Annotated in this window: 17 protein-coding genes and 1 pseudogene; 12 read left to right on the forward strand and 6 right to left on the reverse strand. The window is 63.0% G+C overall.

Going from position 1 to position 20123, the window contains the following annotated elements; translation table 11 throughout:
- Window positions 1–10: 10 nt before the first annotated feature.
- A pseudogene (locus tag ARGLB_RS23425) lies at window positions 11–156 on the forward strand (transposase); the annotation flags it as partial.
- A 174-nt stretch (window positions 157–330) separates the two neighbouring features.
- Here ARGLB_RS23425 and ARGLB_RS21085 read toward each other — a convergent pair.
- Both ARGLB_RS21085 and ARGLB_RS21090 read right to left on the reverse strand, forming a co-directional pair.
- Window positions 331–1494, reverse strand: a complete 1164-nt coding sequence (locus tag ARGLB_RS21085; protein WP_003806156.1) for a response regulator transcription factor — start codon at window positions 1492–1494, stop codon at window positions 331–333.
- The gene (locus ARGLB_RS21090) at window positions 1494–3683 is read right to left on the reverse strand and encodes a sensor histidine kinase (protein ID WP_003806157.1); all 2190 of its coding nucleotides are present in this window, start codon (window positions 3681–3683) and stop codon (window positions 1494–1496) included. Before ARGLB_RS21090 ends, ARGLB_RS21085 begins: the two co-directional genes overlap by 1 nt.
- A 633-nt stretch (window positions 3684–4316) precedes the next feature.
- On the opposite strand from ARGLB_RS21090, the gene ARGLB_RS21095 reads away from it, so the two are divergent.
- The 5 genes from ARGLB_RS21095 (at window position 4317) to ARGLB_RS21105 (ending at window position 7716) form a co-directional block, all read left to right on the forward strand.
- A complete protein-coding gene (locus ARGLB_RS21095) occupies window positions 4317–5552 on the forward strand; it encodes an MFS transporter (RefSeq protein WP_003806158.1) in 1236 nt (411 codons plus the stop codon).
- A 126-nt stretch (window positions 5553–5678) separates the two neighbouring features.
- Window positions 5679–5825 (forward strand): hypothetical protein, encoded by a 147-nt coding sequence (locus tag ARGLB_RS24225; RefSeq protein ID WP_245531582.1) that lies wholly within the window; start codon window positions 5679–5681, stop codon window positions 5823–5825.
- 70 nt (window positions 5826–5895) lie between these two features.
- Complete coding sequence (locus ARGLB_RS24230; protein ID WP_245531583.1) at window positions 5896–6081, forward strand: hypothetical protein; 186 nt, start codon at window positions 5896–5898, stop codon at window positions 6079–6081.
- A complete protein-coding gene (locus tag ARGLB_RS24235) occupies window positions 6069–6368 on the forward strand; it encodes a hypothetical protein (RefSeq protein WP_245531584.1) in 300 nt (99 codons plus the stop codon). The genes ARGLB_RS24230 and ARGLB_RS24235 overlap by 13 nt, the downstream gene beginning before the upstream one ends.
- A gap of 442 nt (window positions 6369–6810) precedes the next feature.
- Window positions 6811–7716, forward strand: coding sequence for a hypothetical protein (locus ARGLB_RS21105; protein ID WP_245531585.1), 906 nt, complete (start codon window positions 6811–6813; stop codon window positions 7714–7716).
- Between the two features lie 151 nt (window positions 7717–7867).
- Here the strand turns inward: ARGLB_RS21105 and ARGLB_RS22550 are convergent, their stop codons facing one another.
- Entirely contained in the window at window positions 7868–8299 is a 432-nt protein-coding gene (locus ARGLB_RS22550; protein ID WP_050934445.1) for an ester cyclase, read from the reverse strand.
- Window positions 8300–8658: 359 nt separating this feature from the next.
- Between ARGLB_RS22550 and ARGLB_RS24240 the strand changes: the two genes are divergently transcribed.
- From ARGLB_RS24240 to ARGLB_RS21125, 3 genes are all read left to right on the forward strand, one after another.
- On the forward strand, window positions 8659–10344 hold the full coding sequence (locus tag ARGLB_RS24240; RefSeq protein WP_003806163.1) for a helix-turn-helix transcriptional regulator: 1686 nt from the start codon (window positions 8659–8661) through the stop codon (window positions 10342–10344).
- A gap of 106 nt (window positions 10345–10450) precedes the next feature.
- Entirely contained in the window at window positions 10451–10771 is a 321-nt protein-coding gene (locus tag ARGLB_RS21120; RefSeq protein ID WP_003806164.1) for a hypothetical protein, read from the forward strand.
- A complete protein-coding gene (locus ARGLB_RS21125) occupies window positions 10749–11894 on the forward strand; it encodes a flavin-containing monooxygenase (protein WP_003806165.1) in 1146 nt (381 codons plus the stop codon). The genes ARGLB_RS21120 and ARGLB_RS21125 overlap by 23 nt, the downstream gene beginning before the upstream one ends.
- Before the next feature lie 78 nt (window positions 11895–11972).
- On the opposite strand, the gene ARGLB_RS21130 is transcribed toward ARGLB_RS21125, so the two are convergent.
- The gene (locus ARGLB_RS21130; RefSeq protein ID WP_003806166.1) at window positions 11973–12203 is read right to left on the reverse strand and encodes a hypothetical protein; all 231 of its coding nucleotides are present in this window, start codon (window positions 12201–12203) and stop codon (window positions 11973–11975) included.
- Between the two features lie 205 nt (window positions 12204–12408).
- Between ARGLB_RS21130 and ARGLB_RS21135 the strand changes: the two genes are divergently transcribed.
- Window positions 12409–13434 carry a DUF808 domain-containing protein gene (locus tag ARGLB_RS21135; RefSeq protein ID WP_003806167.1) on the forward strand — a complete coding sequence of 342 codons (1026 nt, stop codon included), beginning with the start codon at window positions 12409–12411 and terminating at the stop codon, window positions 13432–13434.
- 54 nt (window positions 13435–13488) lie between these two features.
- A complete protein-coding gene (locus tag ARGLB_RS21140) occupies window positions 13489–14445 on the forward strand; it encodes a lipid kinase (protein ID WP_003806168.1) in 957 nt (318 codons plus the stop codon).
- A 176-nt stretch (window positions 14446–14621) separates the two neighbouring features.
- Here ARGLB_RS21140 and ARGLB_RS21145 read toward each other — a convergent pair whose 3' ends face one another.
- Window positions 14622–16136 carry an MFS transporter gene (locus tag ARGLB_RS21145; RefSeq protein WP_003806169.1) on the reverse strand — a complete coding sequence of 505 codons (1515 nt, stop codon included), beginning with the start codon at window positions 16134–16136 and terminating at the stop codon, window positions 14622–14624.
- 792 nt (window positions 16137–16928) lie between these two features.
- Here ARGLB_RS21145 and ARGLB_RS21150 point away from each other — a divergent pair.
- A complete protein-coding gene (locus tag ARGLB_RS21150; RefSeq protein WP_003806170.1) occupies window positions 16929–17423 on the forward strand; it encodes an SRPBCC family protein in 495 nt (164 codons plus the stop codon).
- Between the two features lie 164 nt (window positions 17424–17587).
- Here ARGLB_RS21150 and ARGLB_RS21155 read toward each other — a convergent pair whose 3' ends face one another.
- Window positions 17588–19942 (reverse strand): arylsulfatase, encoded by a 2355-nt coding sequence (locus tag ARGLB_RS21155; protein WP_003806171.1) that lies wholly within the window; start codon window positions 19940–19942, stop codon window positions 17588–17590.
- Window positions 19943–20123 lie beyond the last annotated feature (181 nt).

Consider the following 20123-nt stretch of genomic DNA (forward strand, 5'->3'; position numbering starts at 1 on the left):
GACGTTGACCATGCCCACGCTGTATGAGGCGGAGTTCCGCCAGGATGGAATGTGCCCTAAGGGCCAGGCGCCACTGGCGCAGATTGCGAAAGACTTCGGGCTCTCAGACACTACGCTGAGCGCTGGCTTGCCATCACCGAACGTCAGGAACCGGGACGGTAGGGACCTCGGGGGCGGAGTCGGCTGAAGCGATAACGGATCACGCTGATGCCGTTCACGACACTGGAAGAACGGCAGATTTCATCCTTACCACAGACGAGCTTAGGCCCTCGCAGGTTTACTAGATTTTCATGCTCAGCCCTGCCTGTATCCAGTGCCGGCAAATGAAAGTTAGTTTGAGGCACTTTCAGTTGAGGCCTGGAATCTGACCCGAGCACGAAGCCCATCGAGAAGAGCAGAATCGTCCAAGCCTAGCTCGGGCGTACCGATGCGGCCCCTCCAATGACTCTGCCGCGCCAATAACTCCTCCGCGAACGGAGAATCAAGGTCAGCGATGCGTTCCCAGGCAGAAACAGCGTCGTACTCATGAGTGACTAGATGTTCCAAGTCCACGAGCCTGTCCGGCACACCCAAGAACTCTGGCAAATAGAACCACCGGAAATCATTTCGATTTCTTAGTATCTGGACAGCAGGGCCGCGCACGTTGTTGCTAACTGGGCCATCCTGCAAGGCCTTTGCGACGGAGCCATGGCCGTCGACTGGGACCAAACGTGCCAGGAGTATGCGAGCTGCCTTGGGACCGCCTCTACCGTCGGCGTTTCTGCCGAGCACAAGGTCGCAAGACGGCGTTAGGACTATCCAGTAGTCACCAGCAGGATCACGCAGTATGGTGCCGGCACGCCAAGATTTCCCTACAGGGGGTACAAGGTAGAAGGAGGCAGAGGGAACATGCTCACTAATTGCTTCAAGTTGCGCTGTCGATGACGTTTCCCAGTCACGAAGCCACGCCGCAAGTCTACTGACAAGCAAACGACGAAGCGACTCTGGCTCGTGCTGCGTATACGCGTCCCAGTGGGGCGCGACGTTCCGGTCTAGGAACATACGGGTCTCTCGATCCAGCGTCTCCACCAGTTCCCGGGCAGTGCCTGCGGCGTTGGACTCGAGTGCCCTGCGGATTGCAGCGCCCAACTCGCTTGACTCGTCTTTGCCTAAAATGGTCCTAAGCGGAGGCTCACTCTCAAATCCTAGATCTTCCTTGATCGCAGTAAAGAAAATCACGGGCACCCATCGGATTTTGCGGATTCTAGAATATAAATCAGTCCCCTTCGTCCTAACACTATTGGCACCGAGGGGCCCGTTATCCATAACGTCAAGAACGACCAAATCAAATTGCGATGCTGGCGACCCAAGCAAACTTTCCGCTTCATCAAAAGAGTCAAGATGCGTCAGCTCCACAATGATGTCATCGTAAAACTCCTCATCAATCACCGTCGCCACAGTGTCGTGAGCTTTGGGCTCATCATCTACGACCAGAACTCTAAACTTCACCGACATCAGCTAACTCGCTTCTTCAGAACAACACGAAAATTCGCCCCGGGCAACGCCCCGTCATCATCGACACTTACGGCACCACCGTAGTATTCCACAGCAATAGTATGGACTATGGAGAGGCCGAGCCCCATACCACCTTCACGGGTGGACACATAAGCGTCGAAAATGAGATCCTTTTTATCCTCCGGAACACCCGGCCCAGAGTCGTTGACATAAATGACTATCGATCCGCCGTCATCTCGACCGGCGCGTATCGAGATTTTCCTTTTTGAGTCAGGACGCTGGCGAACCCAATACATGGCATTACTCACCAGATTGATGAGAATGTGCTGAAACTCTATCGGCTCAACGCTTACTGTGGCATCGTCAACTTCAACGGAGAGAGTCGTATATTGTCGAGCAAGCTCAGCAGCAAATATCTGGCTAACAGGGTTCGTGAGGCTCGACAATTGAACCTTTTGCGGTCGCCCGCGCTTACGGCCAGCTAGCGGACTTAGACGATCAAACAAACTACCGACTAGAGCACGTCCGTTCCCTAGGGAATCAAGACTATCCCCAATTCGTCTTTCTACCTCGGGCAAGTCAAATGTATCTAAACGCTGCCGTACGATGTTTAGTTTACGGACACCATTATCAACGTCCATCAACCCAGTCCGACCCTCGTGCAACACCATGTCAACGAGCGTGGACAGGGTCGCAGATTTCGCGAACTGTAGAAGAATCTCTTGTAGATCGGAAGTTGCGGCGCGGACCTCTTTAGCTGTCTCCGTAATGGCCGCGACAAGTTCCTTGTCAGCTTTACGAGAGGCAGCAAGCGCCTCCAGACCCGACAGGTCGAACTTCTCAAATAGACCGCTTCCAGGGCTTCGACGTTCACGGCCGGATCCGAGCCTCTTCCTGAATTTATACCGACGGCTCTCCATCTCGGCCAAAATCTGCAGAGAAACCTGCTTCAAATCCTCATATTCGGGAGTGTCAATTAAACCTTCCCGATGGGATCTATCTCTAAGCCCAGGATTTAGATCAGCAGTCAAGAAAATAAACCCGCTAACCTGGTTGTTCGACAGGCGCAAGGAGGGGCTGTTGACGCGTCGCAAGTCAAGATTTAGCCAGTCATATCCACGTTCACCAAAAGGTTGCACTCGAAATCCGTCGCGGAACAGTGCGAGACCGGCGTGATCCTTTATTTGGTTCCTATAATCACGAATTCCGATGTTTGATTGACTCAACTCCGGCTTTATCGCTTCAAACGCTTCGCGGTCAAGATCCCAAGCACGGAAGTCAATTGTTAGTGGTCCGCAACTAGGAAGACGAGTGGCATCCCCCAAATCATCAGAAACTCGCAGATTTATGGTTATCTCTTCGACGGCACCAGTGCGCCGCTCAATATAGGTCAGATGAGCAATACCATCACTGCTGACGTTACCAGCCATCTTGTAGTCAGGAAGCATCAATATATCGCTGGGCGAAACCGAGCCCCCAAGCTCGGAAATCTCGTCAGGAACGATCAACTCAACACTGAAAACAGCCTGTAGATCCGAATCGATGACGCCCTCGGGAAGCGGCGGGATCATTCGCTCGAGCATCAGACGAAGATTAGCGATATCAGTGTACTGCCAGTCTCGAAGGAGCCTCTCCATCTTAACGACAGTTCCAGACTCCGTCAAAGATTCTCCTTGAACTACTGACGCCTCTCCGTGAGAAACAAAGACTTTAGGTTGCTCTTCAACAACCGCCACCTCTATTTCATCTAAGTAGAGATCGCGGTGAAACTGCCCCCAGTCGATGCGGAAAGTAGTTTCGGTTCCATCGGTACGACGCGTGGTGATGACAGAATGCTCCGCAATCCTGGAGGCTGCTAGACGGCCAATCCCTTTTTCACCGAGGACGCGTCGATTACCGCTCTCACTAGTAATGACTTCCTTGCGATACGGAGTTGCTATATCCAACCACACTTTGCGTACGGTGTCAGCAGTCATCCCATGACCGTTATCCCACACCTCGATCGAACCTGTACCTGATTTCAGCGGGCCATTAAATCGAATCGTGACCTGCGTCGCGTCCGCATCGTAGGCATTCTTTACCAGCTCCACGAGTGCCACATCCTCGCTGCTGATAAGTTCGCTTCCCAGAGTGTGCACTAATCGAGCCTTGGGACGGAGCGACCCGGACGATTCTTTGGACTCGAGCATCGGTGGAATCCTTCTACGAGCAGAGAACAATTGGCGACGGACAAGATATGCGGATACACCAACGTACAATCGTGCAACCACTCTGCCCCAAACAGATCCTATGCGTCACACCCCAGGTCGTGGCGGACCCCATGCGTGTCCTCGGCAGGATACTGATCCTCACCGGCAGCGGTGCCGGCACTCCGGGTTCTAGCACGCCCACTCCGGCACCCCGATCTCCACCTTGCCTGGCGGGATAGATCCTTTCCTCCACGTCACGCAACACCCCGCGAACTCCGTCTTCGGATGCTCGGCCCCTGCGTCGGACGGCATCATGCCGTATGCGATCCGCGACGACTCGTGGCGGCACACCGGGCAATTACGGACGGCTTCCCGCTTCCTTGCAGGCTTCACTTCATTGGTCATGGCTGCAATGTATCCCCGGGTACGGACAACTGCAGCCCTTACAAAAAAAACTCGCAGGGCTATGCAATTTTTGTAACTGCTCCCGTGAGGTGCCGTACACGGAGTGCTCCCTAACAGGGTCTGGCAGACCCTGCCCCACGCAGAATAAATCCGGTAACTTTTTTGTCGGAACTTCCGGGCCAGCGACGTCCCTTTCCGCTTCTCCCCTTCGAATGGATCCGCTCTCCCATGTCTTCCGCCCTGCCCCTGCCAGCGCCCAAGCGCTTCCCGCTCGCCGCGATGCTGGTCCTTGCCACTATCACATTCACAGCCATCACCACCGAACTCATGCCCTCCGGCCTGCTGCCGCAGATCAGTGAAGGCCTGAACATCTCCGAGGCCGTTGCCGGCTACCTCGCCGCAGCGTACGCCGCCGTCATCGTGGTCACCGTGATCCCGGCCGCCCGGCTGCTGGCCAGGGTTCCGCGGAAGACCCTGCTCATCTCGCTCGTCCTCACCTTCGCGCTGAGCAACGTCCTCGTCGGCCTCGCACCCAATTTCACAGCTGCCATGGGCGGACGGCTCGTCGGCGGGCTGGCGCACGGCCTGCTCTGGACCACCGTCGCACCGTTCGTTTCCCGGGTAGTCCCGGCCGACAAAGTCGGGAAGGCCCTGGCCATCGTCTTCAGCGGCAACAGCCTGGGCATGGCTATCGGTGCGCCCGTGGGCACCGCGCTCGGTGCGTTCCTCGGCTGGCGTGCCGCCTTCCTCTTCCAGGCCGGCTTCAGCCTGCTCCTTACGGGTCTTGCCGTCTGGATGCTTCCACAGGTCCGCCGGGTCCCCGACGCCGTCCGCCCCTCGATGCGCAAGGCCATCGCACAGCCCGGCGTGAAATCCGTGGCCGTCGCCTGGCCGCTGCTGGTCCTGGCACACTTCGCGCTCTTCACCTACATCGCGCCGTTCATCCGCGAAGCCGGCCTGCCCGACTACGCCATCAGCCTCTCCCTCACCGTCCTCGGCGCCTCCGGCCTCATCGGCATCTGGATCGCCGGTATCACCGTTGACTCCCGCCCCCGCCGCTCACTGATCATCACGACGGCGGCCATCGCCGTTGCAATGATCCTCCTCCCGCTCGGCGGCAGAACGCTGCCCGGCGCCATGATTCTCATGACAGTCTGGGGCGCGGGCATCGGCGCGATCGGCATCTACAACCAGGCCGCCATCCTGCGCGCCGGGCGCGAGGACAGGGACGCGGCCAACGGCCTCACGGTCCTGACCATCCAGGTCGGCATCACCATCGGAGCCCTCTACGGTTCCGCGGTTCTGGTACTCGCTGGCCCACTCACGGTGCCCGTCGCCGCGGCGCTGCCGGTCGCCGTCGCCCTTGTCATTACGCTGGCGGGCAGGCGACACGCTTATCCGCCAGGCCCCAAGGAGCGCGGATGGTCAGAGCCGGAGCTCAAGGAGCCGGTGTCCCAGCACTGATAGGTCTTGCCAAATACCTATCAGTTCAGGCGCCCCGGCACGTGGAAGGTTGCCCGGACGATCCACTGTGGCTCCGACCGGCCGAGCGTAGACTCAGCGCCACCGTGGAAGGTGGAGGCAGCAGGCATGAAGAGCATCCGAGCCCAGGTCCTCGAAGCTGAACAAAACGCCAAACTTGGGCTCGGAGCCGACGAGCAGTTCTCGGGGTACGGCGTCATGGGGCTGTCCTTCAGTTCCGGCCATATGTGCTGGCCATGCGACGTTTTCCCGTGACCAAGTGTTGGCCCCGACTACACGTCGGTGTGGTTGCGCCGGACCTCAGTCTCCTGGACCATCTACGCCGATGCCCCGGCCGAACTTTCCTGCGCCCGGTACTTTGGCCGCCGCCCTGCAGGACGCTGTGCAGTGCCCCGTCACCGTTGCGTGGACGGGCGGCACCACGCTCAGGGTGGCCGTCGGCGGTGACGTGGACCTGACCTGGGAGCTCGAGATGGGGACAACCGCCATCACCCGGCGATGTCGGCAGTAGTCGGCGCGCTGCCCGCTCCCCTCCTGGAGAGCAGGACATTCCTCAGAATCATGGGCGCCGCCGTGGGACCGGTGCTGCGGGCGGGACGGCTCGGACTGACAGGCAACGTCCCCAACAGGCAGGGCTTCCGTGCGAAGCCGCGCCGGATGTGGCTCGTCTTCCGAAACTCTGCCACCGTGGACGGTGAGGACCTGGGCAGCCTGCGGCCCTTGCACGTCCAGACCAGGCTGGGCGATTTCTGGGTCCCCCCAGCGGGGCATCTTCCTGATCGGAACGTCATCCTTTGACGTCTTCGATCCCGCCCGTCACCTTCCCGCCAGCGTTCGCGGGACTGCGTGACTCACGTTCGCAGCACAGGGGCGACGGCGCTCCAAGCACTGCAGCAAGCCTGAGCAGCCACCCTCAGCGGCTGGAGTCATCCTCAGGTTGCTGCGCACGACCCGCATCCAAACCGGCAAAGGAGATTGCGAGGGCGTGGGGCAGCAGAATTCACTGGTGTCTCGTACTTCGACTCCGTCAAAAGAAAAAGCCCGGAAATTCATCCCGCCTTTTGCTTTGCTAAATTGGTTACGTCCAAGAGCGAAATCATCGTCACTAATGCGTTAAATCTGCGAAACACTTGAGCTGTTCTTGATGCAGTTGACGCAAATCAACTATCACCCTTAATAATTGGTACAAATGCAGGAGCATAAGGTGCTGAAGTCCCGGCATTTCTGTCATAGTTAAGCAATGACAACACCAGAGCTTCCGGGGGCAAGCTCAGTGCAGACTTCCCCCCATCAGCCACAGCAATCACCTCCCGCACCACCGAATTATGGTGCGCCACTAGAGGCAAGCGCGCCCCGGCCAAGAAAACCGAAGAAACAATCGAATGTCGTCGGGTTGATCGCGCTTATCGCGGCGGCGATAGGGTTCATCTTCGCCTGCATGCCCGGTGCCCTGATCGTCGGTTGGGTACTGCTGCCGATCGCATTCGTTTTGGCTATCGTTTCGCTCTTTATTAAACGCAAGGCCAAGTGGACTGGCGTCACCGCTCTGATCGTCTCGATCGTGGGCACGATCGTCGGGTTTGTCGTCTTCTCTTCCGTCGTCGCGACGTCGTTTGACAACGCTTTCGGCAGCGGCGATACCACAGTCGCTCCGCCCTCTGGGGACGCAGGAGCGAAGGACCAGGCAGCGGCAAAGGAAGATCCTGCCGCCAACGCCGGAACCCGTGAAAACCCGTATCCAATAGGCTCCGTCATTGAGTCTGACGACTGGCGCGTCGTGATCAACTCCGTCAAGCTCGCTGCTACGGAATCGGTAGTTGCGGCTAACCAATTCAACGAGGCGCCCGCTAAGGGGTCCGAGTACGCCCTGATCAATTACTCCGCTACTTATGTCGGCGATGACGCTGACGGCCAGATGCCTGCTTTCGTTTCGGTCGACTACGTCACGGCGAATGGGACGACCGTCAATCGACTCGACAAGTCAGTCGTCGCGCCGAAGGCCTTCGATACTTCGAGCACGCTCTATAAGGGCGGCACCGCAACGGGCAATATCGCCATCGAGGTGCCGACCGCTACTGCTGGCAAGGGCGTCCTTGCAGTTAGGCCGGGCATGGTGGCCGACAAGGTTTTCGTAGCCGTCAAGTAATACTCCCAAGGAAAACGTTAGGCCCCCGGTGCACCACCGGGGGCCTAGCTTCGTTTAACGTCCAATATCAAGCTGCAACCGCGGAACCGTCGGTCGGGCACTGAAAAGGAGGCCGGCGTCGGCCCCCTTTGTTCAGATCCGCGTCACCGGCTTACATTCCGGGCATCAGCCCGAGCTGCCCCATCATGGAGGCGACGTCCGGATGGGCCCGGAAGGAGACGATCTTTCCGTCCCTGACGGACGCAAAGTACGTCCCGGACCCGACCACTGACTTGCCCGTGGCAGGGATTTCCTTGTCCCCCATGTGCAGCGGTCCGGTGTTAGTACCGGTGAATTCGATTTCCGCCGCCACCTCGTCGTCGCTGACCACCCTTCTGGTGGTTCTGGCGTGCATGTCCGGGAACGCCTCGAACCAGGCGTCCATGTAAGCCTTCACCTGCTCCCGGGTGCGGAACGGCTCGGGCGCCATGACGTCCTCAAAGGTGAAATCATCGGCCAGCAGGCCGGCGAACGCCGCCGTGTCATGCTGGTCCCAGGCCGCCATTCCGCGGTCGTCGATCTGCTCTACTTCAGCACGTGACATCACACATCTCCTCCTTGAAATGTTCTGATGCGGCTCATCGTAGGCGCACGGGGGCCACAGTCAATGGGCTGCTTAATAGACCCTCGGACGGAGGGCTAACTGAGTGGACACCGCGAACCGTCAGCCCGCCGTCGGCCTCCCATCAGATCCGAAGTGGGCCGACGTCGCGGCCTCGCCTGCAATTTTCGATTTCCGGACGGCGGAGGCCGGCGGCAGCCTCTCCCCCGCACCTTGCCGCCCTCTCAACCCCGGCGGTAGCCTGAAAAACAGATGACGGGCCGCGCCCACCACCGGATCCGAGGGTGCCGGGTCCGGCATGCGCCCCAGGCTCAGACCCGCCACCGGAAACGGAAGCCGCGATGTCCACACTCGCACAGGGCCGGGAAGCCTACGCCGCACGGCGCTGGCCGGACGCCATCGGGCAGTACACCGCCGCCGACCAGGACATCGAACTTCCGGCCGGCGACCTGGAACAGCTGGCCACCTCCGTCATCCTCACCGGCCGGGGCTCCGAAGGTGTGGACATCCTGGCCCGGGCGCACCTGAAGTACCTCGCTGACGGCGACTACTCCGCCGCCGGCCGCTGCGCCTTCTGGATTGGGATGAACCTCGTCCTGCTGGGCGAACCCGCCCGCGGCGCCGGCTGGTTCGCCCGCGCCCGCCGGATCGTCGAGGACGTGCCCGAGCCGTGCCCCTTCGAGGGCCTGCTGTCCGTCCCCGCCGGACTGAACTCCCTCTACCAAGGCGACGGCGCCGCCGCCGCGGAAGCCTTCACCCGGGCCGCCGACCTCGGGCGGGAACGTGGCGACGCCGACTCGGCGGCCCTCGGCACCCTGGGCCTCGGGCAGGCCAAGATCCTGCTGGGCCAGCTCGACGACGGCCTGGCCCTGCTGGACGAAGCCATGGTGGCCGTCACCGTCGGGGAGATCTCCCCCGTCCCCGCCGGAATCATCTACTGCGCAGTGATCGAAACCTGCCACCTGGCCTTCGACCTGCACCGCGCCCACGAGTGGACCCGGGCGCTGGACCGGTGGTGCAACGCGCAACAGAACCTGGTGTTCTTCAGCGGCCAGTGCCAGATGCACCGGGCCGAGCTGTACCGGCTGCACGGCGCCTGGGCAGAGGCACTCGACGCGGCCAAAGCCGCGCAGGACCTCGCCTTCCTAGGCGACCGGATGGCCACCTACGGCGGGTTCTACCAGGAGGCCGAAATCCACCGGCTCCGGGGCGACTTCGACCCCGCCGAGGCCGCCTACCTGAAGGCCCAGGAGACCGGCTTCCCGCCGCAGCCCGGGCTGGCGCTCCTCCGCCTGGCGCAGGGCAGGCCGGATCAGGCCCGGACCCTGCTCCGGCAGGCCATGGACGGCGCGGGCCTCGACTACCGGCGCCTGATGCTTGCCGCCGGCGTGGAGATCGAACTGGCCGCAGGCGACGTACCGGCCGCACGGTCTGCCGTGGAGGAACTGGCCTCGCTCTGCGCCTCGATCGACATGCCCATGCTGCACGCCCTCGCCGAGCAGTCCGAGGCCGCCGTCCTGTTCCAGGAAGGCGACCCGCAGGCTGCCATGGTCCTGCTGCGCCGCGCGCGGTCCCGCTGGCTCGGCCTCGACGCGCCGTTCGAAGCGGCCCGCTGCCGCGCCCTTCTGGCCAGCCTCTGCGCCGCGCTGGGCGACGAGGAATCCGCCCGGCTGGAGCGCGAGGCGGCCCGGGCAGTTTTTTCCGAGCTGGGCGCCGCGCCGGCGCTTTCGGCGCTGGAACAGCCGCTGCCGGAGCAACCGGTTCCGGCTGGACCGGACGCCCGGACAGTCCCGGTGCCAGCCTCCGGGAACGACGCCGGCCACTCCCCCGACGCCGGGCCGCTCACCGCCCGCGAAACTGAGGTGATCCGGCTTGTCGCCGACGGACTGAGCAACCGGGACATCGCCGTCGAGCTGTTCATCAGCGAGAAAACGGTGGCCCGGCACCTGAGCAACATCTTCACCAAGCTGGGCCTGACCTCCCGCTCCGCGGCCACGGCGTACGCCTACCGGCATGGACTCGCCTGACCTCTCCCCTGCATGAAATTACCCATTCCCCGCCCGCCGGAGTCAGCTCCGGAAATGGGTGATTCGCCCGATTCGCCGCGCCGCGCCGGAAAATAGCGTTAGTGGCATGAACGTTTCAGTGCTCGCAGGAACGGTGTCCACCGTCCTCTTCGCGATGAGCTACCTGCCCATGCTGCTCAAGGCCCTGCACACCAGGGACCTCGACTCCTACAGCCTCGGCTACCTCACGCTGAGCAACGTCGCCAACGCAGTCCACTCCGTGTACGTCTTCAGCCTCCCGCTGGGGCCGATCTGGCTGCTGCACTGCTTCTACGTCGCCGCCTCCGCGCTGCTGCTCATTTGGTACCTGCGCTTCAGCGTTCACAACAACCCAACCGCACCTGCATCACCAAGGAGGCACCACCATGAACACCACCCCAGCAACTGACGCCGTCGGGACCGGCGGAACTGCCGCCGTCGACACCGTCATCATCGGCGCCGGACAGGCCGGCCTGGCGCTGGGCTACTACCTGGCGCAGCAGCACCGGAACTTTGTGATTCTCGACGGCGGCACCCGGGTTGGCGACGGGTGGCGGAACCGCTGGGATTCGCTGCGCCTCTTCACCCCCGCCAAGTACAACGGCCTGCCCGGCCGGCCCTTCCCCGGCGACCGGCTCGCCTTTCCCACCAAGGACGAGCAGGCGGACTACCTGGAGGACTATGCCGCCAGGTTCCACCTGCCGGTCCGGCCCAGCACCGCCGTCACCCGGCTGACCCACGACGGGCACCGGTTCGAGGTCACCGCCGGCGCGCAGCGCTGGACGGCGGCGAACGTTGTCCTCGCCACCGGCGCCTGCCACCTGCCCAAGACGCCGGGCTTTGCGGCGGAACTGCCCTCCGACGTCGTCCAGCTCCACTCCCACCACTACAGGAACCCCGCCCAGCTCCAGCCCGGCCCGGTCCTGCTGGTGGGGGCGGGCAACTCCGGGGCGGAGATCGCCCTGGAGACCAGCCGCACGCATGAAACCTGGCTGGCCGGCAGGGCGACCGGCGAGATCCCGTTCCGGCACGGCCGGACCGCCGCCCGGTTCCTCATCCCGATGGTCCGCTTTGCCGGGATGCACGTGCTGAACTACAGCACGCCTGTTGGGCGCAGGGTGCTGCCCAAGCTGGCCGGCATGGGCAGGCCGCTGATCCGCACCAAGACCGCGGACCTCCGGGCCGCCGGCGTCCACCTGGTGCCGCGGGTCGCCGGCGTCCAGGACGGCGAAGGAGTGCTCGACGACGGCCGGAGCCTTCCGGTGGCAAACGTCATCTGGTGCACCGGCTCCACCGAGGCCTACCCGTGGCTGGACATCCCGGCGCTGCCCGCGGACTGGCGGAAGCAGCAGCACCGCGGCATTGTGGATGCCCTGCCGGGCCTGTACCTGCTGGGGCAGGACCTCCTCTACGCGGCAGCATCGGAAACCCTCCCCGGCGTGTGCCGGGACGCCAGGTACCTGGCGAAGCGGCTGGCCGCCACCCGGGTTCCGCAGGACATGGCGGAGGTGCGGAGCGGGCTGGCGGCTTAGCGTCTAGTGCCCCGGCAGTCACCCCGGCGGCCTTGACCCAGCGGAGGGCGGCAAACCGTTCACATCACCGTCGGCCTGTCAGGCAAAGTTGTAGGCGATGCCCATGGCAGAGTAGCGGTGGGCCGTGGGGAACAGTGCCGGCAGCGCCGACGCGAGAATGGCCACTAAGAACGCCACCGGGAACGCGATCATGGCCAGGCCGGCGAGCGTGGCCGGTACGGTTCCGATCGAGATCAGAAAGAAACGCGGGAAGTGAAAACACCACCGTGCTGACGGCCCGATCCAGGGCCCGGGCGACGCGACGGTCATTGTCCGAGACCTCACGCAGGGTTCGACCGCCTGCCATTTTCTCCGAGCCGTCAGCGTCTGCTGAGCGAATGGATGCAGGCCGCAAAGGCGGCGGTAACGGGCTAGCTAATGTCCGCCGTCGATATACTCCAAACATGCCAATCACACGCCTCGACATAGGCAGCCACACCCAGCCGTCCACCCTTGAGCAGCGCTGGGGCGATCTGTGAGCGGCGGTCTCGTCGCCCTGCTGGATGACGTCGCAGCCCTTGCCCGTATAGCGGCCGCCTCGGTGGACGACGTCGCTGCCGGAGCGGCCAAAGCGGGGGCCAAGGCCGCCGGCGTGGTGATCGACGACGCCGCCGTCACCCCGCAGTACGTGTCCGGCGCGGACCCGTCACGCGAACTGCCGATGATCAAGAAGATCTTCTGGGGATCGCTCCGGAACAAGCTGCTGATCATCCTGCCGGCCCTGCTGCTCGTCAGCGCCTTCGTCCCCTGGGCCATCCCGTTCATCCTCATGCTGGGCGGCACCTACCTTTGCTACGAGGGCGCCGAAAAGGTCTGGCACAAGCTCCGCGGCCACCACACGGCAGAGGAAGATGCGCCGGCGGTTGAACGCGGCCCGGAGGCCGAGGCCAAGGTCGTCAAGGGCGCCATCACCACCGACTTCATCCTGTCCTGCGAGATCATGGTCATCTCGATGAACGAGGTGGCCCAGGATTCCTTGCTGTCACGGGCGATCATCCTGGTGGTCGTGGCCCTCGTGATTACGGTGGCCGTGTATGGTGCCGTCGCTCTCATCGTCAAGATGGACGACATCGGGATGCACCTGGCAGCTAAAGATTCCCCAGGCTCCCAGCGCTTCGGCGAGCTGCTCGTCAAGGGGATGCCCGCCGTGCTGGCCGGGATAACCTTCATCGGAACGATCGCCATGCTGTGGGTTGGCGGCCACATCATGCTGCAGGGGGCCCATGACCTCGGCTGGCACGGTCCGTATGACCTGGTCCATGTCCTCGAGCACCCGGTCGAAGGAATCGCGGTGGTGGGCGGCTTCCTAGCCTGGCTCGTGAACACGTTGTGCTCGGCAGTCATCGGACTCGCCTGGGGCATCGTCGTCATGGCTATCGTGCATCCGCTGCTCAAAGCGCTGCCGTTCGGCAAGAAGAAGGGCGGGCACGAGGAGGGCGACATCCGCGCCGAACTTGCCGGCTACCGGCCGACGAAACGTGACGCCGATCCCGACGCATAGCCAGCGGCCCGCGGGCTAGGAGAATTCACAGGTCCAGCACCTAACATGTCCTCCATGAAGGCTGCTCGGGACGCCCGCTCTGCCGCCGTGGTGATCAACGCCGGATCACGCCGAGGTGCGGCGCACGAACTTGCGGTGGACACGATGCGCAAGGCAGGCGTGCCGATCTCCTCCGTGCACCACGTGCTGTCCGGGGGCGATCTGGCCGGGACGCTTGATCGAGTGATTGCGGACGGGCACGACCTGGTGGTTGTCGGCGGCGGCGACGGGACCGTGTCCTACGCCGCGGGGCGAGTTGCCGGCACCAACGTTGTGCTCGGCGTTCTTCCGCTGGGCACCGCCAACGACTTCGCCCGCACGCTGGAGATACCCAACAATCTGTCCGAGGCGTGCGCTGCCGTCGCGGACGGGAAGGTGGTGGACATCGACCTGGGCCGGGCGAACGGTGAGCCATTCCTCAACGTCGCGTCCGTGGGCCTGTCGGTGGCTGTTACCGAAGCTCTCAGCCCACGCCTGAAGCGGTACATCGGACCGCTGGCCTACGGCATTGCCACCCTGCGGGCTTATGCCGGGCACAAGGCGTTCCGGGCCCGTCTCGAGTTTCCCGAGGGGGACCACGAGCCGATGGAGCTCGAAAACCTGCTTCAGGTGGCCGTCGGCAATGGCCGGCATTACGGCGGCGGCAACACGGTCTCCCCCACCGCAGGGATAGACGATCACACTCTTGACATCTACGGCATCTTGGCGGCGCCGCTCCGGGAGCACGTGAAGATCGCACGGTTGCTCAAGGACGGAAGCTTCATCGAACACGACCGGGTGTACCACCTGACCAGCCGACATGTCCGGCTGGTCACCGAGCAGCCGCTGGGCGTGAACCTCGACGGCGAGATCGCCACCAGCACGCCCGCCGATTTCACCGTCCAGCGCAACGCCGTCCACGTGGTGGTCCCCCGGAGCAGCACCAGCGCGTTGTTCGACGGACCTGGCGCCGCGGACTGGCCGTCCAGTTGAAAGCCAGCACGATGCTGCGCTAGTGGTCCTTGAAAATCCCCATCGGGCCGACAGAGCGGAACACGTGGCCGGTCTCGTGAGCCGCAGGAGCTCTGACTCTGGAACGAGATATCCAGCCAATATGTTCAACTGAAACAGAATTGCTAATGCCGATTTGGGTCTGATGAGTCGTCTGCTCACATCACCGTCGGCCTGTCAGGCCGGTCCCCATGCGACGCCCGCGCCTCCTCGTAGCTGCTGTCGAACGGGAGCGTGTCCATCTCCAGCAGCGGGTTGTGGTCCTGGGTCTCCACGAGCTCGCGTGCGGCTTCGTCCGAGTCCACGCTGGGCATGGAGCCGGGCAGGTGCCGCTGCGCGGATTCCGGCAGGAAGTAGATGGCGACCGCGGCGATGGCCGACGTCGCCATGAGGTAGAACGCCGGCATCAGGTCGTTGCCTGTCGCCTGGATGAGGGCGGCGATGATGAACGGGGCGGTGCCGCCGAAGATCGCCACGGCAAAGTTGTAGGCGATGCCCATCGCGGAGTAGCGGTGGGCCGTGGGGAACAGTGCAGGCAGCGCCGACGCGAGAATGGCCACGAAAAATGCCACGGGAAACGCGACCAGTGCGAGGCCGGCGAGCGTGGCCGGTACGGTTCCGATCGAGATCAGAAGAAACGCGGGAAGTGAAAACACCACCGTGCTGATAGCCCCGATCCAGAGCACAGGTCGCCGCCCGATCCTGTCTGAGAGGCGGCCCGTCAGCGGGATGCACAGGGACATGACCACCAACACCGGAACGGTCAGCAGCGTTCCGTGGATCTCGTCGTAGCCCTTGTTGGTGGTGAGATACGTGGGCATGTAGGACGTGAGGGCGTAGCCCACGGTGTTTCCGGCGGCCACGAGGATCATGGCCAACAGGATGCGGCGCCAGTGGTCCTTGAAGATTCCGACCGGGCCCACGGGACGGAGGTCGTCGTCGGTCTCATGGTGCTTGGCGGCCACGGCTTCGGCTTCCTGCGTGGCCTTAAAGGCGGGCGACTCCTCGATCTTCATCCGGAAGTAGATGGCCACGATGCCCAGGGGCCCCGCGATCAGGAACGGGATGCGCCAGCCCCACGCCTCCATCTGCCCCTGTCCCAGGATCAGCTGGAGGGCGGACACGAGCGCGGCACCGAGCGCAAAGCCGAGGTAGCTGCCCATGTCGAGGAAGCTGACGAAGAAGCCACGGCGGTGGTCCGGTGAATGCTCGCAGACGAACGTGGTGGCACCCGAGTACTCGCCGCCGGTGGAAAAGCCCTGCACCAGCTTGGTGACCACCAGCAGGACCGCAGCCCAGATGCCCAGCACCGCGTACCCGGGAAGCAGCCCGACGGCGAACGTCGCCGCGGCCATCATCATCAGCGTCATGGCCAGCACCTTCTGCCGGCCGATCTTGTCGCCCAGCCAGCCGAAGAAGATGCCGCCCAATGGCCGGGCGATAAACGTGGCGCCGAAGGTTCCCAGCAGGAACAGGTTCTGCACGGCCCTGTCCGCCTCGGGCAAAAACACCGGCCCCATCGTGGTGATCAGGTAACCGAACACCCCGACGTCGTACCACTCCATCGTGTTGCCGACGATAGTGCCGCCGAGCGCTTTCCGCAGCGTCCGGTGATTGACGACGTTGACGTCGGACACGCGCAGCCGCCGCTGCTGCAGATGGTGCTCTGTCATGGCTCGGTCACCGTCCCTGTCTCTTGGACTGGACACGCGCCGCCGTTCTGCCGGCACCCCCAATAAGTGCCCAACTCTCCGACCATCTTCCCACTGGCCTTCTGACACAACAACGAAAACCGCAGCGTATTCACACGAGCGGGCCTCCGCCGTCGTCCGCTTCCGCGGGTTGCTGGCCCCTGTTCAGGCGACAGGTGACTCCTGTTCACCACACTTGAGCTGCTGGCTGAGCTTCTCGGTCCGAACCAAGATGCGCGGCGGGATGCGTACGAGTGTTGATCTTCGTCGTGGCGCCGGTCAAGAAGCACCTGCCAATACCTGTGGGAGGGCGGGAAGGCCATCATTAGTGGCACAGAGCACTGCGATTCGAACCGGAGGCTGTCATGATCCAGGCCCTGCTGTGCAAACTCAACATTCGGCACGAGTGGCATGTCGAACATGCCGACGACGGGACCGTGTATAAGCGCTGTCGCCGATGTGGCAAGGATGACGACGAACGCGGCGATGGACGGAGGGGTGACTTCAGCGCCTGGGTAGGTCCGGGTGGAGGATGAGACGCTCGATCGCCCAAGAGTTTGTCCCTTGATGGGCCGTCGGATTCATTGTCGTAGATCAAGGACACCCCCGCCCAGGCACAGATGCCCCCATCACTCTGGTCCAGGGTCACCCCGACCAGTACCATCAGGTTTGGGTCCCGCTGCGTCGCTTTGCGCAGGGTAGCCCATGGCTGCTGGCTGAATCACAGGGCTTGCCATCCGTTGTTGCCAGACGGTGCGCCCGGAGGAGGGGACAATGGCACTCGTCTCTCGGCATTGGTTTCCGCTCGTCGAGTGTGATGACGCTTTCCTGAAGTCCGCGCCTTTTCGCTACGTGCAGTCCGTGGAGACCACGGCCCCTTCCGAACGGATCTGGGAGGTGATCACCGGCTACGATTTGCTCCATTGGGTACCGGTGTGGACCGGCCTCCGCTGGGGTTCGCCGCCGTTGGGCGTGGGGACAGAACGCGCGGTCACGTTGGCGGTGGTGCTCACTGTCCGTGAGCGGTTTTACCGCTGGGTCGAGGGGAAGCGATTTTCGTTCAGCGGTCTGGAGGCGTCTCTTCCCGGCCTCCGAAATGTGGCGGAGGACTGGGTCATCGAGTCCACACCCTCCGGCTCCCGCCTCACGTGGACGCTGGCCGTTGGAGCACGCCCCTGGGCTGTCCCGTTGATCTGGTTGGGCGGCCCGGTCATCAGAGCATTACAACGCCGGGTCCTGCGCACTATCCGGGTACATATGAAGAACTGAAGCAGGCCCCTCTGCCCGCAAGGGTCCCGGAAGCAGCCCTACGCTCATTCTTCGAGGTTGCTCCCAGCATCCGCGCTGTTTTCAACCGCTTAACGGCTTCGGCAGGCGAACACCCTCAGCGACCGGCGCTAAGGGTGTTCGGTGCTGTGGTGGACAGCGGGGCCTTACTGCTTCGCCATGGCCACCCGCATCCGGTCCTCGGGGGTGATGAGGTGGTCGTGGCTGTCATCGCCCAGGTCGATCTGCACCCATTCGATGTCCCCGGTGAATCTGCTGCCACTGTCCGAATACCGGTCGGAGACCTGGGATCCGGCATCCAGGCCCACCTCGGCTGTTTCGTCGGCCGAGAACATTATCGGGTGGGTGGTTTCGATGTGCCCGGTGGTGAGCTGGCTGTCCTCCTCAAAAAGGGTGACCTCGGCGCCCTTGCCCAAGCCGCCGCCGTCGTATGCGAATTGAGCGCGCACCTGGTGATCGCCTGAGGCCAGTGGTTCTGGTGCGGTGATGTGCGTAGTGCTGAGCCCCAGGAAGTTGTAGGTGTAGGTTAGCTTCCCGTCATCCACGGAGAGTGCCCACCCGCCGCCTAGGCCGCCTTGGGCGAAGATGACGCCGTTCGCACCGGATTCAGGGACGGAAATGGCGGCGGTGACGGTATGGGACTTGTTTTTGGTGTTGATGGTGGTGTGTTCGTTCAGGCCCGTCATGCCGCGGAAGAACCGCTGGGATTTGCCCTTGATGAGTTCCGGCCGTCCGGCGATGTCCGGGTTCATCCGTTCCACGGTGCGGTCATCGAGCGGGAGCACGTTGTGGCGGACCGCTTCGATGAGCCAGAGCCGCTGGAGTTCGTGGAGGCGGTCGGGCTGCTCGGCTGCGAGGTTGTGGGCCTGGGCCCAGTCGGTGGTGGTGTCGTAGAGCTCCCACACGTCGTCGTCGAAGGCGACGGGCGGGTCCGCCTTCCACGGCGTGCTGTGGTGGGTCACCGCGGTCCAGCCGTTATGGTAGATCCCCCGGTTGCCCATCATCTCGAAATACTGGGTGGTATGGGTGTCGGGGGCGGCTTCATCGTCGAAGGAATAGCGCATCGAAGTGCCCTCGAAGGGCTTCTGGGTCACGCCGTTGATGGTGTCCGGCTCTGGCAGGCCTACAACCTCCAGAACACTGGAGGCGATGTCGATCACGTGGTGGAACTGGTGGCGGATTCCGCCGCGGGCCTTGATGCCGATGGGCCAATGAACGATGGTGCCATTGCGGGTTCCGCCGAAGTGCGAGGCGATCTGCTTGGTCCACTGGTAGGGCGTGTCCATGGCGTGCGCCCACCCGACGGCAAAGTGATTGTAGGACTCGGGCCCGCCGAACTTATCGAGATGTTCGATCAGGAATTCAGGCGTCTCCAGTGCGCTGGCCTTGTTGAAGTAGGTCATCTCATTGAAGGTGCCGTTGAGCGATCCCTCCGCGGAAGCCCCGTTGTCCCCAATGATGTAGTAGACGAAGGTGTCATCCAAAAGGCCGTCCGCTTCCAGGGAATCGATCAGGCGTCCCACATGGTGGTCGGCGAATTCAAGGAACGCCGCATAAACCTCCATCTGGCGTGCCAGGACCGGTTTGAGCTCCGCCGGCATATCGTCCCACGCTGGAATTTCAGCAGGCCGCTCGGTGAGGACCGCCTCGGCAGGAACTACTCCGAGCTCCTTCTGGCGCGCGAACGTCTCGTCCCGGACCGCGTCCCAGCCCTGGTCGAAGCGTCCCTTCTGCTTGGCGATCCAGTCCGCCGGCACGTGATGCGGTGCGTGCGTGGCGCCGGGCGCGAAATACATAAAGAACGGCCGATCCGGCGCCAGCGACTTCTGCTGCCGGCTCCAGATGATGGCTTTGTCGGTCATGTCCGCCATGAAGTGATACCCGTCCTCGGGCCGGCCGACCTCCACCGGGGTCGTCCCTTCGATGACGGCCGGGTACCACTGGTTGGTTTCGCCGCCGACGAAGCCGTAAAAGTAGTCGAATCCCGAGCGGGTGGGCCACCGGTCGAAGGGGCCAACCGGGCTCGTCTCCCAGGCGGGGACCTCATGGCATTTACCGAACTGCGCCGTCGAGTAGCCCGCAAGCCTGAGAATTTCGGCCAGCGGCACCGTGGTGTTGGGCCGCGAGGAGGTGTAGCCGGGCGCAGCGGTCGCGGCTTCGGTGACGGTTCCCATCCCGACGGTGTGATGGTTCCTTCCCGATAACAGTGCCGCCCTGGTGGGTGCACACAGCGCCGTTGTGTGGAAGCGCGTGTACTTCAGGCCGGCAGCGGCGAGCCGCTCGGCTGTCGGAGTCGCGCAGGGACCGCCGAAGGCGCTGGAGGCGCCGAAACCCACGTCGTCGAGCAGGACGATGAGCACATTCGGCGCTCCGCGCGGCGGCTGCGTCGGTTGAATCGCCTCGAATTTCGAGTCCGGATCCCTGGCATCGTAGGGCAAGAATCCCCGGTATCCGCGGTCCGGCGCAGGGAGTGAGACGGATGTTGGCTGTTGACTATTCATGACTTTGGCTTCCTAAATTTGAATTCAACCCAGCCGGCACCTTGCTGGGACCGGACCTCCTGGAAACTTCAAAGGAGTATCGGCAGCTTGCACTCCCGGCAGCTTGCGGCCAGAGGCAGGCCCTTATTTACGTAACAGCCCTGGGAGGCCCCGCACGGTCGGCGGGCCCGGGGTAACTGGA

The sequence above is a fragment of the Arthrobacter globiformis NBRC 12137 genome, assembly GCF_000238915.1.
In the GTDB taxonomy this organism is placed as follows: Bacteria; Actinomycetota; Actinomycetes; order Actinomycetales; family Micrococcaceae; genus Arthrobacter; species Arthrobacter globiformis.